We start from the raw sequence: 20,810 nt of genomic DNA on the forward strand, positions 1-20,810 counted from the left end.
GGGAGAGGGGTACATTGTACTACCGTCAAATGGGCTCGATTCCAAAGAAACGTCATACACAATTCAAAAAAGAAGATAACTCACTTTTTCGAGAGCAAGTAATGGGTACGAAAGGTTTTTCAGGAACACAATCCATTTTATATCACTACAATATGCCTACTATAGTAAAGGAATCTAAAATTTATCCAATAAATAAAATAAAGTATGAGGAAGACACTCCATTAAAACACAGACATTTGTTAACAGAAAAGTGTGGAAAGAATAAAGATGCTGTATTAGGTCGGGAATATATGTTAGGAAACGATGATTTAGTTATTGGAGTGGTCAAACCTACAGAAGAAATGGAATACTATTATCGAAATGGTGATGGTGACGAGTTATTATTTGTACATCATGGATCAGGAAAAATTGAAACGATATTTGGCAGTATTTTATACAATGAAGGGGATTATATCGTTATACCCATAGGGACGATTTATCGTATTCTACCAGACACTAGCAAACAACAAACACTTCTCATCGTTGAAGCAAACAGTCAAATAACCACCCCTAGAAGATATCGGAATGAATATGGGCAATTGCTTGAACATAGTCCATTTTGTGAGCGAGATATCCACGGACCTGAAATATTAGAAACATATGATCAGGCGGGAGAGTATAATGTTTTAACGAAATCAAGAGGAATGATGACTGATCATACGTTTATTCATCATCCACTTGATGTAATTGGTTGGGATGGATATTTATATCCTTGGAAATTTAGTATTCATGACTTTGAACCCATTACGGGACGTATTCACCAACCACCGCCAGTACACCAAACTTTTGAAGGTCATAATTTTGTTATTTGCTCCTTTGTACCTAGACTTTATGATTATCATCCTGATGCTATTCCAGCACCTTACTATCATAGCAATGTAAACAGCGATGAGGTTCTATATTATGTTGATGGTAATTTTATGAGTCGTAAAGGAGTAACTGAAGGTTCGATAACTCTTCATCCTAGTGGTATCCCACATGGACCCCATCCTGGAAAAATAGAGGGTAGCATTGGCAAAAAAGAAACAGCAGAACTTGCTGTCATGATTGATACATTTAAACCATTAAAGGTTGTATCTGAAGCAATACGGATTGAAGATCATGAATACATGTCAAGTTGGATGTAAAAGAATTTATTTTAAATATTATATCAAAATTAAAAGCATAAGCGCATTTTGCTTATGCTTTTAATTTTGCTTGAATTCATACATATAAGAATCCTTAATGAACATACAGACTTCACTAAAAAACCCCCTATTGATAGACTTATTTACTTTACGTGTCTAATCAATAGGGTACTACTTTGATCTATCTATTCATATATTCTTCTCTATTTGAATCTCCATATCCATGACAATCGTTGTACATATCCTCTAGTTGTTCATCTGACCAATTTGGGTGCATTTGTTTCATAAAGGGAAGCATTTCATCAAAATTAAATATACTAATTTCTTGATCAGTTCCGTGAGCGTATACTGCAGTTCCAACGGTAAATAACATGATTACAACCAATAAAGATATCCATTTTTTTTTCATTTTCAACACCTCACATCGTATTTATACTTATAATTTAACAAACAAATGTGCAGATTCTATGAGGAAAAATTGATGAAAATTTGAATGATTTGAAAAAAGTTTTTAAAGCGATACTTTTGTACTTTTTTAAGTGGATAAAGTTGACAATAAAATAAACTTAGTGTACTATGTAACTAGATCACTAAAACAATAAAACACATTAATACATGTTTGAGGAGGATTTATATGGATTCTTGGATAGGATTATTAAAAAAAGATTTTTTATTAATGAAAAACAGACTATTGGTTTTTTTATTAATTGATTTAGCTGTATTTGCCTTAGGTTGGTATTTGCATATTCGTGAAATTGGATTTGTTCAACAACCAGAATTAAATTGGCTGTTGTATGATAATGATTTGATCAAATTTATACCTCTCGTAATAGCTATGGGAATACATGTGCTTTTTATAGGGAATTACATTTTGATGAGTTTAAACAAAGAAGGGAAACAGTTACATTTGTGGCTTCACAATCCACAGTCAGCAATTGCTTTGTTAGGAAGCAAATTAGTGAACGGTTTCATTGCATTGATTGTATCTTTAGGACTGTTAATCATTCTTACGATTATCAATTTAATTCCTTTTTTATCTGAATTGAGTTTTTATTTAGGAGACTTAACAAAATTACTACTTTATTTTGTAGTTAATATTATTTTGTTGTCACTTTTAATCGGTATATGTTTCATGTTTTTCTGGACGATTTATCATGTGCTTAAAAGTCGAATTGGCAGATGGAGTGTGTTAGTGATTATCATTCTCATTAATTTATTCATATGGATTTTTGCAAGTTTTGAAAGCTCTGCTGTTTATGATCAATTGATTCTATGGGGTGAATATAATCTTGAGTTTTCAACACTTGAATCTTTTAACCATAGTGATGAGGAATTTGGAGAGATGGTTAGCAATCATTTAGGTGAAAACTTGTTTGATGCTTTAATAGGTGTTTTATTCTTTGTAATTGCAGCATGGTTGATAGAAAAGAAGGTCGAGGTGTAAAAAATGGAGGATTTTCAAGCCACAAAACCAATATATATGCAGTTAGTTGATCGAATTAATCATAAAATTGTACGGAATGAATTACGTGCAGGAGAGAAATTGAAATCTGTTCGAGAAATGGCTGTTGAATCCGGAGTGAATCCAAATACTGTACAACGTACGTATAGTGAGTTAGAAAGGATGGATATTGTGGAAACGAAAAGAGGTCAGGGAACATTTGTAACGGAAGATGAGATGAAATTAAACCAATTGAGAGATAATTTGAAAAACGAGCACATCTCAAGATTTATTTCTCAAATGGCAGACATGGGATTTAGTAAAGATGAAATGGTGAAAGGTTTAAAAGATTACATTGAACAGGAGGGAGAATAAAATGATTACATTTGAAAATGTTTCAAAAAGTTATTTAACACAAAAAGCATTAAATGACGTAAACCTTAAGTTACCTAACGGAAAAATCATTGGCATCATTGGAGAAAATGGAAGTGGGAAATCAACGATGTTGAAGTTGATGGCCGGGTTAATCCGTCCTTCAAAAGGATCAGTGAAAGTGAATGATATACCAGTAAACCGGAAAATAAGTGAAATCGTTACTTATTTATCAGAACTTGATTCATATTATGTGATGTACACTGTAAAACAAACGATTGATTTCTTCTCCACTCAATTTAAGGACTTTGATTTAAATAAAGCATATAAAATTATGGAGTTTATGAAATTAAGCCCAGAGCAAAAGGTGAAAAACCTATCAAAAGGAAATAGAGGACGTTTAAGAATTGTATTATCTCTAGCGAGAGATGTCCCTTATATTATTTTAGATGAACCATTCTCAGGACTAGACCCTATGGTGCGTGAATCTGTAGTCAAAGGATTGCTTTCTTATATCAATTTAGAGAGACAAACAGTAATTATTACAACCCATGAAATTCAAGAGGTGGAAGCGCTTTTGGATATGATTGTTGTTATTCGAAATGGGCGAATTCTAGATACGAAAAATGTAGAGCAATTGCATGAAAAAGAACAAAAGAGTGTTGTGGAATGGTTGAAAAAAGTATATGAGGCTAGTTGATGAATCTTAATTGTTGAAGCTCATCGTTATGTGGATAAAGGGCATAAAAAAGGAAATGTCACAATAACTGTATGATTTGTATCCAAATCAAAGATATCTTGGAGGTGAATTATGAAAGCGATCGTGTACGAAAAATACGGACCACCTGAAGTTCTTGAACTAAAAAATGTAGAAAAACCTATTCCCAAGGACAATGAAGTACTGATAAGAATATATGCGACTACGGTTACGGCAGAGGACCCGAAGCAGAGAGGTTTTACATTCCCACCTCTTTTTTGGCTCCCCACAGGCATACTATTTGGTTTCAGAAAACCTAGAAAAACAATACTGGGATTTGAACTAGCTGGGGAAGTTGAATCATCAGGTAAATCAGTAAAACGATTCAAGAAAGGGGACCATGTTTTTGGATATACTGGTCTCAGTTTTGGAGCTTATGCAGAGTACAAATGTATGCCAGAAGATGGGTTGTTGGCATTTAAACCAGCCAATATAACTTATGAAGAAGCAGCAGCCGCTCCCAATGGGGCATTAAGTGCATTAGTTTACCTTAGAAATAAAGGAAATATTCAGAACGGAGAAAAAGTTCTTATTTATGGTGCTTCTGGATCGGTAGGTACTTTTGCAGTTCAGCTTGCCAAGTACTTTGGGGCAGAAGTTACTGGTGTATGTAGTACTGCAAATCTAGAACTGGTGAAATCTCTCGGAGCAGATAAGGTTATTGATTACACGAAAGAGGATTTTACTCAATGTGGTGAGACTTATGATATTATTTTTGACACGGTAGGCAAGAGCTCATTTTCTCAAAGTAAAAGCTCACTAAATCAAAATGGACGTTATCTCTTAACACATTTTGGTCTAACAGATATCTTTCAAATGCTATGGACTTCATTGATAGGTAACAAAAAAGTAATAGGTACTGCAGCAAATTTTAGCTGGAAACTAGAAGATTTAAATCTTCTCAAAGAGCTTTACGAAGCTGGAAAGATAAAATCAGTCATAGATAGGCTCTACCCATTGGAAGAAACCGTGGAAGCGCATAAGTATGTAGAAACAGGACACAAAAAGGGAAATGTAGTCATATCATTGGAACATAATAACAATCTAACAAGTTAAACTGCATAGAACAAATCAAATAATAAATAGAATGTGGGAAAAAAATGAATTCAAATATACACCTGACACAGTCTTTCAAAAATAGGTGCAGTAGAAGTTACTGATTTTAATCATATGATTGAAGAAATGAAGAGTTATGTACTAAAAGGTGGGAAATATGCTGTTATCATTCATAATGGTCCTGCAAGTACCTTCTTAAGAACACTTCAATATATATTAGAAACGTGGTTGCCATCTTCAGAATATGAATTAGATAATAGAGAGCATTTTGAACGTTTAAGTCAAGATTATAGCCCAACAGACCCTAATGCAACAGAGGAAGTATGGGTTCCTATAAAATAGGAAAATTGTGCTTCATGTGTGATCCTACTTCTTCAATAATTTTTCTATACTTTCTTCACACCATTGGATGGTTGCCTTAACGATATGCTGACCGTGAGATAGTGTTAACATCCAATAATCAAAGTGGGGATCTGCTTTTCTCCTTGTAACTAAGTACTTCTCAGTAGTATTTAGGGTGTGTAAAAAATCTTCCATTTTCTCCTGGTATTGAACAATTTGCTCAATGTTTTGTTTCACAGTAAGGTGTTGACCATAAAAGATTTTTAAAAGTAATTCATTTTTATGAATAGGTATTTTTCCAATTGGTTTTTCAAGCCAGTTAATGAATTCAACCCTTCCTTGCTCTGTGATCGTATACAATTTACGTTCTGGTTTCCCATCCACTTTTTCAACATGAACAACTGCAAATTCAAGATCTACTAACTTTTTTAAGGTAGGATAGATTTGTCCGTAGCTTTCTTGCCAAAAGTGTTTAATACTGTTTTCGATGGATCTTTTGATTTCATATCCCGTTAAGGGAGAATACATCAACAGTCCCAATATAGTATACATCGTTTTATTTTCTCTAGACATTTGATCCCCTCACTTTGCCTAAATAAATCAGTTATATCTTGCTGATATATTTATAGTCAACTGAAACTGAATTTCTATAGTATATCATGGTTTTTATTTATTGACATTTTTTTCTGTAACTCATAATATTATATCTATAAGATATATATCTTTTTGATATTAAAAGGGGGAAACATATGTCTAGTTATGATGTATTAGTCATTGGTTCAGGTATTGGAGGATTGTGTGCTGCAGCCAGATTGTCAAAGCTTGGTTACAAAGTAGCTGTTTTTGAACACCATGTACGTCCAGGAGGTTATGCTACCAACTTTTCTAGAAAAGGCAAATATTCATTTGATGTATCATTACATGGAATTGCTAGTTTAGATGAAGGGGAAATATGTTATGAGGTATTTTCAAAATGTGGCATTATGAACCGAATTACACCACTGAAAAAGGAGCATCCTTATACAGTTGTTTGGGATGGAAAGAAGATTGTCATTCCCCAAAATTCTGAACAGTATTTAAATCTTTTACATGACATGTTCCCACAGGAAAAAGAAGGTATATCGCAATTGTTTACAGACCTATATTCTTTCAATAAAGAGATGATATTTTTACAAGATTCAACAATACCCAAATCGGAAAAACAACAATCCTTTCCTATGAAAGCAAAATTCTTTATGAAGTGGTCACAGATGACCACTGAAGAAGTAATGAAACAATATGTGAGTGATGAAGAATTTATTTCGTTTTTCACATTGTTATGGCCTTATTATGGTCTACCACCTAAAACTCTCTCCTCACATTACTTTTTCGTCTCTTGGATAGGCTACCATCTTGATGGTACGTATTATGTAAAAGGAGGTGCACAAGCAATTGCCGATGCACTAACTGATGTAATCAATGAGAATGGTGGCAAAGTGTATTTACGTCAAGAAGTAACAGAAATTATAGTAGAAAATAATAAAGCAACAGGGATAAAGACGAAAAAGGGAGAGACATTTGAAGGGAAATGGATTGTCTCAAATGCTTCTCCTCAAATGACTTTTTCAAAATTAATGAGTGAAACATACACAGATCCTTCATATCGTGAAGATTTTGAGAAGCTAGAAGTAGGTCCATCGGTTACCCAGCTTTATCTTGGGTTAAAGGATGATCCTACGAAATATAATTTAGTTGATGAAGATATTGTCTTTGTTAAAGAAAAGGACCCGAATAAGGATTACCATTATTTACAGAATGGGCACTATGAAAAAGCAAATTTGGGGATAACAAATTATTATAAATTAGATCCTGAATTAAGTCCGAATGGAAAACCTGTCATTGTATTGGCCTTTATTGATTTTATAGAAAATTGGCCTGAAAATAAGGAGGATTATCAACTGAAAAAGGAGGAAGTGACTAATTATTTGCTAAAGCAACTAGAAGAACATTATCCAGGAATCACTAGTTCTATCGAAGTACTAGAGTTAGGAACTCCAAGGACGATGCAAAAATATACAAAAAATCCTGCTGGTGCAGTTTATGGATTTGCCCAAACTGTTGAACAGTCTGGGTTACATCGGTTAGAAAGAAGAACACCATTAAATCAGCTCTCATTAGTAGGTGCATGGACACGACCAGGTGGAGGTTATCAAGGGGCTGCCGTATCTGGCACAAGTGAAGCTGATAAAATTCATAGAAACTTAAACCAATTAATTAGTAGTTAACAGAAATAAAAGGTAGGGGAAAAAATGATCATTTTTTCCCCTATTTTTAAATCAAATAACAAGACAAGGTAAACCTGTAATCTTAAAGTCAAACGCATTAACTTTTGCCGTTCGAAAAAAATAAGTTTATTGTTTGATATATTCTGCGCACTTCTCTAAGAAGGGTGCTTTTTACATTTAAAGAGTATTTAATGGAATAACTCCTTGTGTAATTTTTAGGAATTTGAAGAGTTTTTCTAAATTTAAAAGGTAATAGGTGATAAGATGATACGAACGTTTAGATTAGAGGATGTAGATTACATTATTAATTCACATTTTAGGATCTACAATAGGGAGTTCAATTATGATTTATCTTTCCGAGACTTTATTGGAGATAGTGTAAAGGGGTTTATAAAAAGGGCTAATAATAAAGAAAACATTTGGATTTTAGAAATCCAAGGAAAACAAAATGGCTCTATAGGTATTAAGGAAATTAATGATGACACTGCTCAGTTGGGTTTATTTCTTGTTGAACCCAATGTAAGAGGTACTGGTTATGGACAACAGTTGGTACAAACAGCTATTGGTTTTTGTAAGGAATTAAGTTTCAAAAATATCATCCTCTGGACAAATAGTGAACTCACATCAGCAAGAAGAATCTATGAGGGAAATGGATTTGAATTAAAGGAAACTAGAATTCAAACGCTGTCTAACAAAGAACTTACTGTGATTTTAAAACAAAGTTGCACCGAAATATTATATTGAATACAGTTTGATCAAAACTTATGAATTAGAATGTGATTCATGAGTTTTTTGACTTTCATATTAGACAAAAGGGCCAGATTGTTGAGTAACAAAGTCACTGGAATTCACTAATTTTAGGTTGAGGTTGGTAAATAAAACAATCGTTATTTCTACATACAGAGTAGTAATTTGAAACATTAATCCAACATATTCGTATAGGTATAGATTTCTAAAAAACGAAAGAACTATAATAAAATAGACAATTATATTAACTACTTGAGGTGATGTTATGTGGAATTTATCAAAAAAGGTTAAAGATAGATTTTTAAAATCTAATCTACTACCAATTCAGGAATGTGACCAGGATTGGGAAATTGCACTTGAAGAAGCAAAAAAAGAAGGTGAGAATCTCACTGAGCGTTTAAAAGCAGAACTTGAAGAAGTAAAAGACGAATTGCTACACGTCTTGCCTAGCCGTTTCATTCCATATATAGAAAATAGTACATTAAATCAACCGACATTACCTAAACAAGTACGTGAAGATTATTTACAATGGATCCGAGAAAGGCACAAGGAATTTGAACAAATTTTGGATGCTGCATATGAACAGACAAAGTGGGGGGTTACATATTTACCAACTACAGTTCAAGAGGTCTTTGCAGAAAGTTTGCATGATTCAACTATACAAAGAATCGAACGACAGAATAATACACTCCATCTATACATTAATACAGAAGGTGGATTTTCATCCAAATCATTTGTGCATTTCATTTTTCGAAATATCATTTCTGAAGAAACAGATGAACCAATTCAAGTTGGACAATGGTTAGTTTACAAAGAGCTGAAAAAAATAGATGATGGATTTTCTTTCCGCGTGTTGTTTGAATGTCCTGATGCTGAGTGGACAATTACAATGAAGGAAATGGATGCTCAGTATTATTATCGTCCTATTTTTTATGTAACCTTGAGAGATGAGAATAAAATTGAAGAGACATCATTTGCAGAATATGTCGCACAGTTAAATCCAGCATATCACTATTGGTTGATTACACCAGATGTGAAGTGTTATATTAAATCCTTTTCGAGAGATATAATATTAGGAAACGGAAAGATTGAATTTATACAGAATAAAATGGTTGTTACAGTTGGGAATCAATGCTTTACATATGAGTTAAATAAGTACAATCCGATAGAGTTCATTTACACAAACGTATATGAAGATCCGTATGCATATTTTAGTAAACCTGTGCCAACAGAGCAACTCGAAGAAGCAGCATTAAGTAATGAAATAAAATTGAAAGTTCGTGCATGGAATACTATGCACGCAAATCCTGAAGAACTTGCAGATATTATCAATCATGTACTAGGGAAAATGAAGATTACGGAAGAAAATGAAATGATGGTAAGTGTTTTTGCGAATCATTTTTATAAGGCAGGGATTTTGTCAAAAGCGGTTATTGAAAAGTATCGTACAGTAATTGATTAACACTTTATTTAGTAGCATAAGATATTGTGAAGAAATGTATTTAAAGAAGAGCTTTAAGATTGGATAGACTACATGATAATAGTGCAAATTACCAAAGTGAATTACCTGACTTCCTGAATCTTGCCAAACCACATAAAATGTTCCGTAATTATCTTAAAATCTATAATTCTTATAGTAGAGAAGTTGTACTTTGTGGGAGTAGGTATATTAAGAGAGAATTAAGGTAATGTTGGTGATATTACAAAATATTTTTGGAGGGTATTAATAGTGAGTGAAAAATTACAGTTCTTTTCTATTATTTTTTTAGGGGGATGCATTCTTTTAAGTTCTTGGCTTATTTCACAATCATTACATTCAAATCAAGAAGAGAAGGTAGGTATAACACAAGAACAATCATTAAAATATGAATTAATTCCAGTAAATGATAATAATATTATTATATTTGATAAAGAAAGTGGGGAGTTATGGCGAAAATTTATTGCTAGTAATGAAGGACCAACTGATTGGACAATGGAAAACCCATTTGAATAGACTTTAATTAATTCAAGAAAAAAGAACCAGGGGGAATTAAAAAAAAGCTATCAGAAAAAAAATATTTAGATAAAATGCTAAAAAGCCTTCCATTACAGAAGGCTTTTTAAGCTTATTTTTCGTGGATATCGGGAAGTTGATCAAAAGTGGATATCTCTAGTCCAATGATTGTTTCTACAACTTCAAAATTTTCATTCATAAAATTTAATTGATAATTTTCAGGAGATAAAAATATTCATTAATTGATTCATATTCAAAAACTTCTCCAGATCGTTCACATCCACTTAATAAAAGTATTCTAAGAGTAATATTTATAACATTTCTTATAACATACAATAAGTAAAATACAAGATTACTTTATCACTCTTCTTCAGAAGGTAAAACAGTAGATGAAATATTTGAAGAATTATAAAATATCTATCTAATGGAAGAAGAAGCAAATCTAGAAAAGAAAGGGATTTACAGTTAGAGCAGATAGAGTAGTTAGAAGTTAAAAGATTAAGCTGCTAAGTAAATGAGAGCGAATAGGTTAATTAAATAACCAACTTACTTATGTATAAAAAAAGTAAATATACGATTAATTTTGAACAAATATAATATCTGGAGTTGAGCCTTGAGCGCAGCTCTTTTGAATCTGTCTTTGAAAAAGATAAATTTTTCCAATAATTCACTTGACATAAATTATACTACGGTTGTAGTATGTATTTAAAGACTACAATTGTAAGGAGGTGATCCTATTAAAGATCTCCCAAAGATTTCTGAAGCTGAATGGAAAATAATAAAAGTATTGTGGAGAAATTCACCATTAACTTCATCTGAAATCATCGATGCATAAAAAAGATATGAGTTAGAGCCCTAAAACGATTCATACTCTCAGTGGAACAAGATCATCGTTTTATTAAGAAACTTGTGCGTCCAATGCTGGGATTTAAATCCTTTCATACAGCGAAATCTATTATTTATGGAATAAAAGCCATGCACATGCTCAAAAAAGGACAGCTTCACCCACAGGTTGAGTCTGCCCAAAATGAAGTTGAATTCCTACATAAGTTTTTTGCATCATAACCATTCATTAGAACAGTTAATGTAGATTCTATGTCCCTATCAAATGATTTTTGCACCAGAACCATTTAGAAAATTAATTTCCGAGAGACTACTAATACTATTAATTAAAGGGGGTGGAAAATCATGTAATGCTAATATGATTATTTATTATTGATTTTATGATCTACTCTATTTTTTAAAGTAAAGGAGGGATATTTTGAGAGGAATAGATTAAAATCTACTAGTTTGTTCCTACTTTAGAAAGAAGACTTTCTGTTTGGTTTTCGATTCAGTTATTTAAAAGTTAGTTAAATTTTAACGTTTTCGCAATGTAATCAAGAGTACAGCAGAACCTATATCAGGTACAGGCACTTATTGTGAACATGGAAAAGTGAATGCATTTCTTGCATTAAATGGGGGGGACATCCCTGATCCCGACCCAGATCCAACCGTAGTTTTGAAGATGATTTCGAAACGAATAAAGGATGGACTTCAGATCCTAACGGAAGTGATACTGCTACAACAGGTTTGTGGGAGCGTGCTAATCCTGAATCTACAAGTTATAGTGTAACGAAACAACAAGGAACAACACCAAGTGGAAGTTATGATCTTGTAACAGAAGGAAGTGCAGGAAGTTCTGCAAGTGTCAATGATATTGATAGTGGAGTGACTTCTATTCAATCACCAGCTGATGGTTCACTTACACTATCTTTCTCTTATTACTTAAGTCATTATTCTAATGCGAATAGTGAGCAAAAACGAATTACAATCGATTTTACTTCAAACAGTAGGCTATTATTTTTTAGGGTGATAGTTGCGTAGTTTAAAAGTTTAAAAAAAATGACTAATGTCACAAGTAATTATCAGATAATAAGAGGAAGTGATGATAGTGAAGAAAGCAAGGCAAATTTTAATTACAGGTTTAATTTCGATTATGATCGCTAATATTTTCTTTATTCCAAATCATGCACAAGCATCGGAAGAGATTTCCAATGTTCAAAATAATTTGATTCAGTCTATTCAAAGTTTAGAAAAGGATTTAAGGGAATTTGGACAACAACAAATTATGATTACTCAAAGTGCCCTTGAACTATTAAAACAACCAGATATATCTATTAAAAATTATAAAAATTTAACAATTTTGCAAAATTCATTGAAAAGTAATGCTAGAAATTGGCTAGATGGTATAAAACCACAGAATATTCAAGTCGTTCAGAATGTCATTTCTTTCAACAATGTAGTAAATTCGTTTTATGAACCACTTGTGACATTATCCCGTAAAGCTAATGATGATCCTGAAAGTAAAAAGCAACTTATTTCAGGACTAACCCTTATACTTGACGAAGTGAAGCTCATACAAAATCATACAAATACGACTTTATTGAATACAAAATTCGCAAACGCTTCCATTAACAGAAAACATACAGAGTTTTCTAATGCTGTTTCGAAAGCAAGAGGTGAACTTACAAACGGAGGAAGTAGGTTACAAGCGTTAAAAAGTGAACTTGATGAATTAAAAGAAGAAAGAGTCGATCTAATTTTTTCCTTATCAGGTGCTACTGTAGGTGCAGTAGGAGCAGGGCTTAGCTTAGTCTTAGTAGCAGCTACCGTTTCAGGACCTGGCTTCCTGATTTTAGGTCTTATTGGAGGATTAGCTGTTCTTATAGGTTCAACAACTGCGTTAGTAGTGCTAAGTAAGCAATTACATGAAAAAAACAAAGATATTGCGTCTAAGGCAAAGAAAATTGCCCAGATCAATTCTGATGTATCTGTTTTGGATATCACTGTAATTTCGATGGACCAGTTTGCAAACAAAGTAGATGAGACCCCCATTCAAAATGTGAATAACACATTAAATTCAATTAAGGATGAATTACAAAATACAATTACTCAAATTCAAGTGACTAAATCTATTAATAGTGACTTTTTGGTAAATTTATTTACACAACTTAGAGATTCTATGAATCAAGTTTCAAATCAGGCAGAGACTATTCATTCCTATAATCAATTGCCTGTAATAAAGGTAGATCTAGATAAAGAACTTTACGATCAAATAAAGTGAGAGAATGATTTAAAATATTGATTTAATTACTAATTAAACTGAGAGGAGATTGTTATTTATGAACAAGTTTACAAAAAAGGGGCTTTGTTTTGTACTAGCTATTGTAGTAGGTTTTGGTATTATTAGTCCAAATTTTAGTGTGTCTGCTGATGAATTACCTCCTGAAGAGGTTATAAGCCTTGCTGGATTATTTAAGGATTTAGAGGATATGGCAACTGGTTTTGCTGTAACAGAGGCGTATGCAAGGACTGCTACTGTAAATACGAAAATCGTGTTTGATAAAATTAAAAAGATTTCTCTTAATGTAGGATTAGTTCAACCCTTAGAGACTCATCTTAATGATATTAATACAGCTTCGAAAAAATGGCTAGATGATATAAAACCAAAAATGCAACAAGTAAATCAAAATATTATTAGTTGGACTAACACGCAGACAGCTTTTATTACTCCACTGAGAAATGCCTTACAAAATAACGATAAAGATACTTTTGTACTTGGACTCGGTCTTTTGCAAAATGAGGCAGAATCCTATCAGAAAGATATCGACGGCTTAGTAGCTACATTAATCTCCTACAGAGGGACACTTGAAGATATCGTAGGAAAACTATCAGCAGATTTTAATAAAATTAAAAAGGAAGTGGAAGGAAAAGATGGTAGTTTGGCAGTATTCAGAAGTGAAATAGAGACTTTAAACCTCGAACTTAAAGCAATAAATCAACAACTTACTGGTCTTGCCTTCGGAGCAGCTGGAGGAATAACTATGGGTATAGTAGGTGCGGTTATCTCGACTGCTTTCCCTATAGCTGGTGGAGTTATGATGTTAACAGGTGTAATTACAGTCGGGGCTCTGTCAATAACGATGATAGTTTTATCAGAAAAAAGAGAAGACGTTTTAAGAAAAATCGCCAATAAGACTAGAGAAATAAACCAAACAAAGTTTGAATACGGGGTTTTATCACACATTAACGACGACACAGCTATCCTACGAGACAATACAAAACTAGCATTTGATGCATCTGAAAACATGAAAAGCCAATGGACAGTTATGGGCACGAAAATAAAGAACATCATAAGAAAGCTGAATCTTGATTGGGATAAAAATAAAGTCTTTTTACCAGCTCAATTAAATAGTTTAGAAAAAGAAGGGGCTCAACTTAATAAGTTCGCACAAGGTCTGCAGTTAGAATATCAATTTAAAATAGAAGACCTTAATAAAAAGACAGAAGGGTAAATCCCTGTTAATTAAACCCTCTTGGACAATCATTTTAAATGATTGTTTCAAGAGGATTTGACTAGATACATTTATGAACAAAGGGAGGTAAGGTGCATTTTTTAATCATTTGATAATGAATGATTAAAGCATATAGCACCAACTGTGATGTATTCCTATATAAAAAATTTACTAATTATCATCTTTAGTCTGTTTCTATTAAGTGGATGTTCAACGAAAGATCCCATAAACATTTTTAAAATGATGTCAACTCTAGAAAAAAATGGTGTTTCTTTGAAGTTTAAAGAAAAAATGGATCTCTCTATCGGGGAATCGTATAAATATATTATTGACGGTGAAAAAAGTGAAATCATCATCTATGTTTTTAATAGTGAAAAGGAAAGGATGAGAGCGATGGAAGAAATTCCTTGGATCTTTTCAGATGAAAACGTAAGTTACGACAATATCTATATCACATATACTCCTTTTGGTGAAGTTGAAAGAGTAACGCTATCTGAAAAACTCAATCGTACGTTAGATGAGTTAAAAACTGCTGATTGAATCATATGAACAGCTATATTAAATATTGATTTTACTATTTATCATAGATGCATAAAAGCCTAAAGGAGATATAAAAATGAGGAAACTACTTATATTATCATTCATTAGTGTGTTGCTCTTAAGTGCTTGTACAAACACAAATTCAGATGATTCAGAAGTGATAGCGGAGACGAAATTTGGAATTGTAACCAAAGAAGAAATGTATAACATTATGAAAGAACATTATGGCGAAAAAATATTATCAGATGTATTATACGGCAAAATTCTCTCGCAAGATTATTCGGTCACAGAACAAGAGTTACAAAAAGCTTTTGATGATTTAAAAGTACAACTAGGATTATCCTATCAACTCGTGTTGAAACAGATGGGTTTGCAAAATGATGAGCAAATCAAGGAGATGTTAAGAATACAACTATTACAGCAAAAAGCTATATTAGAAAATATAGAAGTACAAGAAGAAGAAATAAGAGCGTATTATGACAATCTTGTCCCTGAAGTAAAGTTAAGTCAAATTGTTGTGAAAGATGAAGAAACAGCAAAGGATATGAAACAAAAACTAGGGGAAGGTGCTCATTTTGAACAATTAGCAAAGGAATATTCTACCGACTCTGAATCGGCATCTGAGGGTGGTAATATTGGATGGCATGCTCTTGAATTGGGAACTGAATTAGAAAAAAAACTTTCTTCTCTTGATATCGAAGAGGTAAGTTCTCCTATAAAAGAAGGCAATGAGCACTTCATTATAAAAATTACAGATCGACAAGCGATGAAGTCGTTTGAAGAAATGAGGGATGAAATAGAAGAAGAACTAAAGCTTTCTAAAGTGAAATCAGAAGATATTGTTGCAGTTTTACAAGAAAAAATTGATAATGCGGATATCAAAATTAAAGACAATGATTATAAAGATGTTTTTTCAGATTTAGACGATACGATTATAAAGTAGATCTAACCAATATTTAAGTAACCTGAGAGGAGATTGTTATTTATGAACAAGCATACAAAAAGGGTGTTTTTTCTTGTACTAGCTATCATATTAGGTTTTGGTACTATTAGTCCAAGTTTTAGTGTGTCTGCTATTGAAATCCCACATCTAGAAGAAGATGTTATAAGTCTTAGAGGATTATCTGAAGGTTTAAGGGAGATGGCAACTAGTTTCGCTGTAGCAGAGGCGTATGCAAGAACTGCTACTCAAAATACGCAGATCGTGTTTGGTGAAATTCAAAAAATTTCTCTTAAAGCAGGATTAGTTCAACCCTTGGAAACTCATCTCAATGATATTAATGCAGCTTCGAGAAAATGGCTAGATGATATAAAACCAAAAATGAAACAAGTAAATCAAGATATTATTAGTTGGACTAACACGCAGACAGCTTTTATTACTCCACTGAGAACTGCTTTAGCAAATAACGATCAGTCTACTTTTATACAAGGAGTCCATTTTTTGCAAGTTCAGGCAGAACGCTTTCAAACAGATATCGATGGTTTATTAAATGTGCTAATCTCTCATAGAGGGACACTTGAAGATATTGTAGGCAAACTAACAGCAGATTTTAATAGAATAAAAATAGAAGTGGAAGGGGAAGATGATCAATTAGCAATATTAAGAAGTGAATTAGAGACTTTAAATATCGAACTTAAAAATATAAATAAACAACTTACTGGTCTTTCTCTCGGAACAGCCGGGGCAATAGGTATGGGTATATTAGGTGCGGCTGTCTCGACTGTATTCCTTCCAGTTGGAGCATTTATGATGTTTACTGGTATAACTGCAATTGGGACTCAGTCAGTAACTATGCTAGTATTATCAGAAAATAGGGATAAAATATTAAGAAAAATCGTCGATAAGACTAAAAATCTAAGCCAAACAAAATTTGAATATGGGGTTTTATCACACATTAAGGATGACACAGGTATCATACTAGAAAACACACATCTGGTATTTAATGCTTCTGAAAACATAAAAAGCCAATGGTCAACTATGGAGGTGAAATTAAAAAACCTCGTGTTTAAGCTGATGTTTGATTGGGATACCCATAAAGTCTTTATACCAGCTCAATTAAATAGTTTAGAAACAGAAGCAGGTCAACTTAATGCGTTCGCAAAAGGTCTGCAGTTAGAATATGAATTTACAATAGATACCCTTTAAGGCAGAAAAGTAAATTACATGTTAATCGGTTCTGATGCAAAAATTTATTATACTCTACAGGTATCTTTAAAGATACCTGTAGAATCTTCAGATTTTTTTATTGAAGCAAAAGAAGCAGGGATTGAAGCAGAAGGTAAAACGGTTGAAGAAATACTAGAAGAATTGGATACTATCTATCTAATGGAGGAAGCAGAAGAACAATTGGAATTTTGTTAAGAGTATAGTCCATAGAGTCCGAATGATCAGATTCCATGGATTTCTCTTGTTACGTTCGTTAGTACATATTTTTTGTCTCATGCCCGTGTTTCATTAACATGTTTTTACACATTAACTTGGATGAGCTGTTTCATCCTTCTTCATTTAGCGATTTGATCTATGCTTCGCATTTAAAACGTTCTGACTTTTGATGAGAATTAAACCCTAAATGTTTGAGAAATACAGTAGCTCCTCTCTCCTAAAGATCAGGGAAACAATACACCCAGATTTATGCAGTACCCAAAATCCTTTTAACGATTCCTTTGTTATTTATCTTTCCTTATTCTGTAATATTTTTATTATTTTTTTTGCAATGTTGGAATTTTTAGCCCTTCTTCAGATGAAGCGATCAATATTCCAAGCCTTCTTAATCGTGTTTCTTCTTTCTTGGCGCTCATTACCCACCAGATAGAATCTCTTTTATAGGATGGTGCTAAATTAGTGAAGAATAGCCAGGCTGTTTGATTTGCCTTGATTTGTTCTTCATATTCTTTGGCAAGTTCCACGTTTCTTTGTTCAGAGGAATAGCCTTGTGCATCGGTTCTGTTGTTAAAGACGTGCATTCCTTCTGGTCTCATCTTTCCAAGCTGTATTAGTGCTTTTACCTTCTTTACGTTCACAGCACTCCATACACTATTTACTTTGCGCGGAGTAAAGCGAATCTTATAGCTTTGTTTATCAATGGTTTTTCGTATACCGTCAACCCACCCAAAACAAAGAGCGGCATCTACTGATGCAGACCAAGTAAGGCTTGCACGCCCTGTACTTATCCTGAAATACCCCACCCAAATTTCACTAGCTTCAGCATGATGTTCTTCTAACCAATCGTTAAACTCTTCTTGGTTGTTGAAAAAAATTACATCTCCCATTGTTCCAACCATTTTAAAATCGCTTGGTTTGTTTCTACTGGCTTTTCTTGCTGGATCCAATGACCGCAATCTAGATTTACCACTTCAACATTGGGCACGAACTCTGTTAGTTTTTCAGACTTCGCGACCCCATCCCGGTCGCCATAGATCATGAGTGTAGGCTGTTGGATGATAGGGTTCACGTCCGCCAATAAGTGCCAGTTGCGATCAAGGTTTCTGTACCAATTTATACTCCCCGTGAACCCTGCTGATTCGAAGGCAGAGACAAAAACAGCCAGTTCGCTGTCACTCATTATGGGTTCACCGAATGGTGTTTCTTCTTTGGCGAGATTGATCAACGCCATACCCGGCTGAGGCTCTCTGAATGGCTCATTCTTTCGGTACATGTTGCGAAGAAACTGGGATGTATTTTCTTCGAATACAGCGTCTGCGACGCCTGGCTTTCGATTGAAGTGGACAAAATAGTGGTCAGCGCCAAACATATCTTCTATGAACTCGAGCCAGGGTTTTTCTCCTCGATCGAGGTAAGGCACGCTCAGGTTTATCACTTTATTTACACGGTTTGGATGCAATAAGGTCAGTCCCCAAACGACAGTTGCACCCCAATCATGACCGACAAAGATAGCATCTTCGTATCCGTAGTGATCGAGAAGTGCGATGAGATCACCCGACAAGTGTTCAATGTCATAATCGGTTACTTCAGTCGGACTGGATGAGTTGCCATAACCCCGTTGGTTTGGGACGATGACATGGTAGCCTGCGTCGACAAGGACAGGCACCTGATGGCGCCAAGAAAAGGCATGTTCTGGCCAACCGTGACAGAGTACAATAGGTTTTCCTACATTTTGTTGGCCTGCTTCAAAGACTTCGAGTTCCACACCGTTGACTGAAATAAGGGTAGCCTTGGGAAAATCAGTTTTATTAATCATCATATTACCTCCTATACTAACTGTACTAAAAGACTGTTACAATTAGCATAGTAGCATAGTGGTGTGACACTAGCATGTCAGGTTTAAAAAAATAATTTTATTGATATTTTTCATGCATCGATTTTATTCTAGATGCAACAGCTTGGCGTACCCTTTCAGGACCTAACACTTCGACGTGTTCGCCAAAACTGAATATCAATGCGAAATACCATTCCTTCTCTGGAAATTGTGCAGTCACAATCAGTTCACCTGTGTTCAGAATTTCAATATTTTCTTTGTCAAAAATATCTTCAACTCGGGACCTCACCTGGGGTACGAATTTTAATGTAATGCTGGTTAAAGAGACCTGCTTTTTTGATGCCTCTTCAATTTCTTGATATGACTTTTCCCTACGCTTGAATAGTACATCTTCAACCTGCAAGTCAATAATGCGTGAAATCCTGAATAACCTGAAATTTGTTTTTAAGTGACAATAGCCAAACAGGTACCATGTATAACCTTTAAAGATTAATGACATCGGTTCTATCTGCCTTGTACTTGTTTCGTTTGCATAGTTTCTATATATAATTGTAATCAATTGTGATTGAGTGATAGCATTCCGGATGTTTTTGACCAGCTCTTTTTGTTTTGAGGTGTATGCCCAGGGCTGCATACCAATTATGATTTGCTCCATATGCAGGTCAAGATGATGAGTTTTATCCTGTGGAATAATATTTCGCAGTTTTTCTATGGATGATTCAAGCTCAACATCCTCAAATATTGAGTTAACACCTTTAAGTGCTGAAAGTATGGAACACAAATTGTTTAGTGTCAGCAACTGATGGTTTAATTTATAATTCTCCCTAATACCAAAACCGCCATTATTCCCAGGGTATGATATTATTGGAATACCAGCCATATTAATAGCTTCAATGTCTCTGTATATCGTTCGAACTGAAACTTCAAACTTTTCCGCAAGTTCTTTTGCCGATATTCGACTTCTATTAAGTAATATAACAATGATTGTCAGCATACGGTCTATTTTCATATTCATCTCCTTAATATATGTTTGGCATATTCTAGAGTATAAGGTATTTTTGTCAAAGCATTTTTTAACATATCATGCTTATGATCGCTGAACGTCTTGATGCCACGTAATATTTATAAATATTATTTATTATCTTGCTACTATCTTTTTTATCCATTACCATTACATCCTAATAAAATTTAGCTATTTCAATCTAACATAGCATCTAAATAATGAATGTCAAGAAGAGTTCAGAAGAAATTTATTTGACCAACAATAAATTACCAAATGAATGAATTTGTAAGTAATGTCGTGTTGAGGAGTAATGCATCTCCTGTCCTTTTTCGGTCATTTCAAGGCTTTTTGGATGGGGCAGTTGTTGCCAGCAATCCTAGTACATTGGCAGTATCATTTGCAGTGGGCACAGCCAAACAGAAATTAAAAAAAATATTATTATTCTCCATTGGTACAGGTAATATTGAGTATAGTATTAAAAGAAGCACAAAAGGATGGGGAATGGTAAGCTCAAATAATTTTTACCCAAAACGTAGGGACAATCTCCCCGCGAATTGGGTAGCCATTCTTAATAC

The 20,810-nt window shown here is 33.7% G+C and carries 22 protein-coding genes and 1 pseudogene; 18 read left to right on the top strand and 5 right to left on the bottom strand.

Translation table 11 applies throughout. The features are described from left to right. Window positions 1-14 precede the first annotated feature (14 nt). A complete protein-coding gene (locus EPK97_RS00255) occupies window positions 15-1,166 on the top strand; it encodes a homogentisate 1,2-dioxygenase (RefSeq protein ID WP_162034600.1) in 1,152 nt (383 codons plus the stop codon). A 181-nt stretch (window positions 1,167-1,347) separates the two neighbouring features. On the opposite strand, the gene EPK97_RS00260 is transcribed toward EPK97_RS00255, so the two are convergent. Continuing rightward, window positions 1,348-1,575: a hypothetical protein gene (locus EPK97_RS00260; protein WP_162034601.1), complete on the bottom strand. Its 228-nt coding sequence runs from the start codon at window positions 1,573-1,575 to the stop codon at window positions 1,348-1,350. Window positions 1,576-1,800: 225 nt separating this feature from the next. Here EPK97_RS00260 and EPK97_RS00265 point away from each other — a divergent pair, with 225 nt between their 5' ends. The 5 genes from EPK97_RS00265 to EPK97_RS00285 all read left to right on the top strand — a co-directional run bounded on the left by EPK97_RS00265 (window position 1,801) and on the right by EPK97_RS00285 (window position 5,134). Then, window positions 1,801-2,610 (top strand): hypothetical protein, encoded by an 810-nt coding sequence (locus EPK97_RS00265; protein WP_162034602.1) that lies wholly within the window; start codon window positions 1,801-1,803, stop codon window positions 2,608-2,610. A gap of 3 nt (window positions 2,611-2,613) precedes the next feature. Beyond that, complete coding sequence (locus tag EPK97_RS00270; protein ID WP_162034603.1) at window positions 2,614-2,982, top strand: GntR family transcriptional regulator; 369 nt, start codon at window positions 2,614-2,616, stop codon at window positions 2,980-2,982. Between the two features lies 1 nt (window position 2,983). Next, complete coding sequence (locus EPK97_RS00275) at window positions 2,984-3,679, top strand: ABC transporter ATP-binding protein (RefSeq protein WP_162034604.1); 696 nt, start codon at window positions 2,984-2,986, stop codon at window positions 3,677-3,679. Window positions 3,680-3,790: 111 nt separating this feature from the next. Next, window positions 3,791-4,792: an NAD(P)-dependent alcohol dehydrogenase gene (locus tag EPK97_RS00280; protein WP_162034605.1), complete on the top strand. Its 1,002-nt coding sequence runs from the start codon at window positions 3,791-3,793 to the stop codon at window positions 4,790-4,792. A gap of 81 nt (window positions 4,793-4,873) precedes the next feature. Further along, window positions 4,874-5,134, top strand: a complete 261-nt coding sequence (locus EPK97_RS00285) for a GyrI-like domain-containing protein (RefSeq protein ID WP_338075649.1) — start codon at window positions 4,874-4,876, stop codon at window positions 5,132-5,134. A gap of 24 nt (window positions 5,135-5,158) precedes the next feature. Here EPK97_RS00285 and EPK97_RS00290 read toward each other — a convergent pair whose 3' ends face one another. Further along, window positions 5,159-5,707, bottom strand: a complete 549-nt coding sequence (locus EPK97_RS00290) for a PadR family transcriptional regulator (RefSeq protein ID WP_162034607.1) — start codon at window positions 5,705-5,707, stop codon at window positions 5,159-5,161. Between the two features lie 176 nt (window positions 5,708-5,883). Here EPK97_RS00290 and EPK97_RS00295 point away from each other — a divergent pair, with 176 nt between their 5' ends. The 12 genes and pseudogenes from EPK97_RS00295 (at window position 5,884) to EPK97_RS00350 (ending at window position 17,377) form a co-directional block, all read left to right on the top strand. Then, the gene (locus tag EPK97_RS00295; RefSeq protein WP_162034608.1) at window positions 5,884-7,398 is read left to right on the top strand and encodes a phytoene desaturase family protein; all 1,515 of its coding nucleotides are present in this window, start codon (window positions 5,884-5,886) and stop codon (window positions 7,396-7,398) included. A 264-nt stretch (window positions 7,399-7,662) separates the two neighbouring features. Beyond that, window positions 7,663-8,142 (top strand): GNAT family N-acetyltransferase, encoded by a 480-nt coding sequence (locus EPK97_RS00300; RefSeq protein ID WP_162034609.1) that lies wholly within the window; start codon window positions 7,663-7,665, stop codon window positions 8,140-8,142. 268 nt (window positions 8,143-8,410) lie between these two features. Beyond that, window positions 8,411-9,607: a DUF4085 family protein gene (locus EPK97_RS00305; RefSeq protein WP_162034610.1), complete on the top strand. Its 1,197-nt coding sequence runs from the start codon at window positions 8,411-8,413 to the stop codon at window positions 9,605-9,607. 267 nt (window positions 9,608-9,874) lie between these two features. After that, the gene (locus tag EPK97_RS00310) at window positions 9,875-10,138 is read left to right on the top strand and encodes a hypothetical protein (protein ID WP_205690215.1); all 264 of its coding nucleotides are present in this window, start codon (window positions 9,875-9,877) and stop codon (window positions 10,136-10,138) included. Window positions 10,139-11,014: 876 nt separating this feature from the next. Beyond that, a pseudogene (locus tag EPK97_RS00315) lies at window positions 11,015-11,203 on the top strand (DDE-type integrase/transposase/recombinase); the annotation flags it as partial. A gap of 507 nt (window positions 11,204-11,710) precedes the next feature. Further along, the gene (locus tag EPK97_RS00320; RefSeq protein ID WP_162034611.1) at window positions 11,711-12,004 is read left to right on the top strand and encodes a hypothetical protein; all 294 of its coding nucleotides are present in this window, start codon (window positions 11,711-11,713) and stop codon (window positions 12,002-12,004) included. Window positions 12,005-12,065: 61 nt separating this feature from the next. After that, entirely contained in the window at window positions 12,066-13,244 is a 1,179-nt protein-coding gene (locus EPK97_RS00325; RefSeq protein ID WP_162034612.1) for an HBL/NHE enterotoxin family protein, read from the top strand. 58 nt (window positions 13,245-13,302) lie between these two features. Next, complete coding sequence (locus EPK97_RS00330) at window positions 13,303-14,475, top strand: HBL/NHE enterotoxin family protein (protein ID WP_162034613.1); 1,173 nt, start codon at window positions 13,303-13,305, stop codon at window positions 14,473-14,475. Window positions 14,476-14,748: 273 nt separating this feature from the next. Further along, window positions 14,749-15,015: a hypothetical protein gene (locus tag EPK97_RS00335; RefSeq protein WP_162034614.1), complete on the top strand. Its 267-nt coding sequence runs from the start codon at window positions 14,749-14,751 to the stop codon at window positions 15,013-15,015. A 76-nt stretch (window positions 15,016-15,091) separates the two neighbouring features. Next, complete coding sequence (locus EPK97_RS00340) at window positions 15,092-15,958, top strand: peptidylprolyl isomerase (protein WP_162034615.1); 867 nt, start codon at window positions 15,092-15,094, stop codon at window positions 15,956-15,958. Window positions 15,959-16,000: 42 nt separating this feature from the next. After that, window positions 16,001-17,161, top strand: coding sequence for an HBL/NHE enterotoxin family protein (locus EPK97_RS00345; protein WP_162034616.1), 1,161 nt, complete (start codon window positions 16,001-16,003; stop codon window positions 17,159-17,161). 18 nt (window positions 17,162-17,179) lie between these two features. After that, complete coding sequence (locus tag EPK97_RS00350) at window positions 17,180-17,377, top strand: hypothetical protein (RefSeq protein WP_162034617.1); 198 nt, start codon at window positions 17,180-17,182, stop codon at window positions 17,375-17,377. Window positions 17,378-17,715: 338 nt separating this feature from the next. Here the strand turns inward: EPK97_RS00350 and EPK97_RS00355 are convergent, their stop codons facing one another. The 3 genes from EPK97_RS00355 to EPK97_RS22305 form a co-directional block, all read right to left on the bottom strand. Beyond that, a complete protein-coding gene (locus tag EPK97_RS00355) occupies window positions 17,716-18,285 on the bottom strand; it encodes a YdeI/OmpD-associated family protein (RefSeq protein WP_162034618.1) in 570 nt (189 codons plus the stop codon). Beyond that, window positions 18,273-19,214, bottom strand: a complete 942-nt coding sequence (locus EPK97_RS00360) for an alpha/beta fold hydrolase (RefSeq protein ID WP_162034619.1) — start codon at window positions 19,212-19,214, stop codon at window positions 18,273-18,275. Before EPK97_RS00360 ends, EPK97_RS00355 begins: the two co-directional genes overlap by 13 nt. 97 nt (window positions 19,215-19,311) lie before the next feature. Beyond that, on the bottom strand, window positions 19,312-20,271 hold the full coding sequence (locus EPK97_RS22305) for a helix-turn-helix transcriptional regulator (RefSeq protein WP_338075650.1): 960 nt from the start codon (window positions 20,269-20,271) through the stop codon (window positions 19,312-19,314). Between the last annotated feature and the right edge of the window lie 539 nt (window positions 20,272-20,810).

The organism is Chengkuizengella sediminis (genome assembly GCF_010078385.1).
In the GTDB taxonomy this organism is placed as follows: domain Bacteria; phylum Bacillota; class Bacilli; order Paenibacillales; family KCTC-33759; genus Chengkuizengella; species Chengkuizengella sediminis.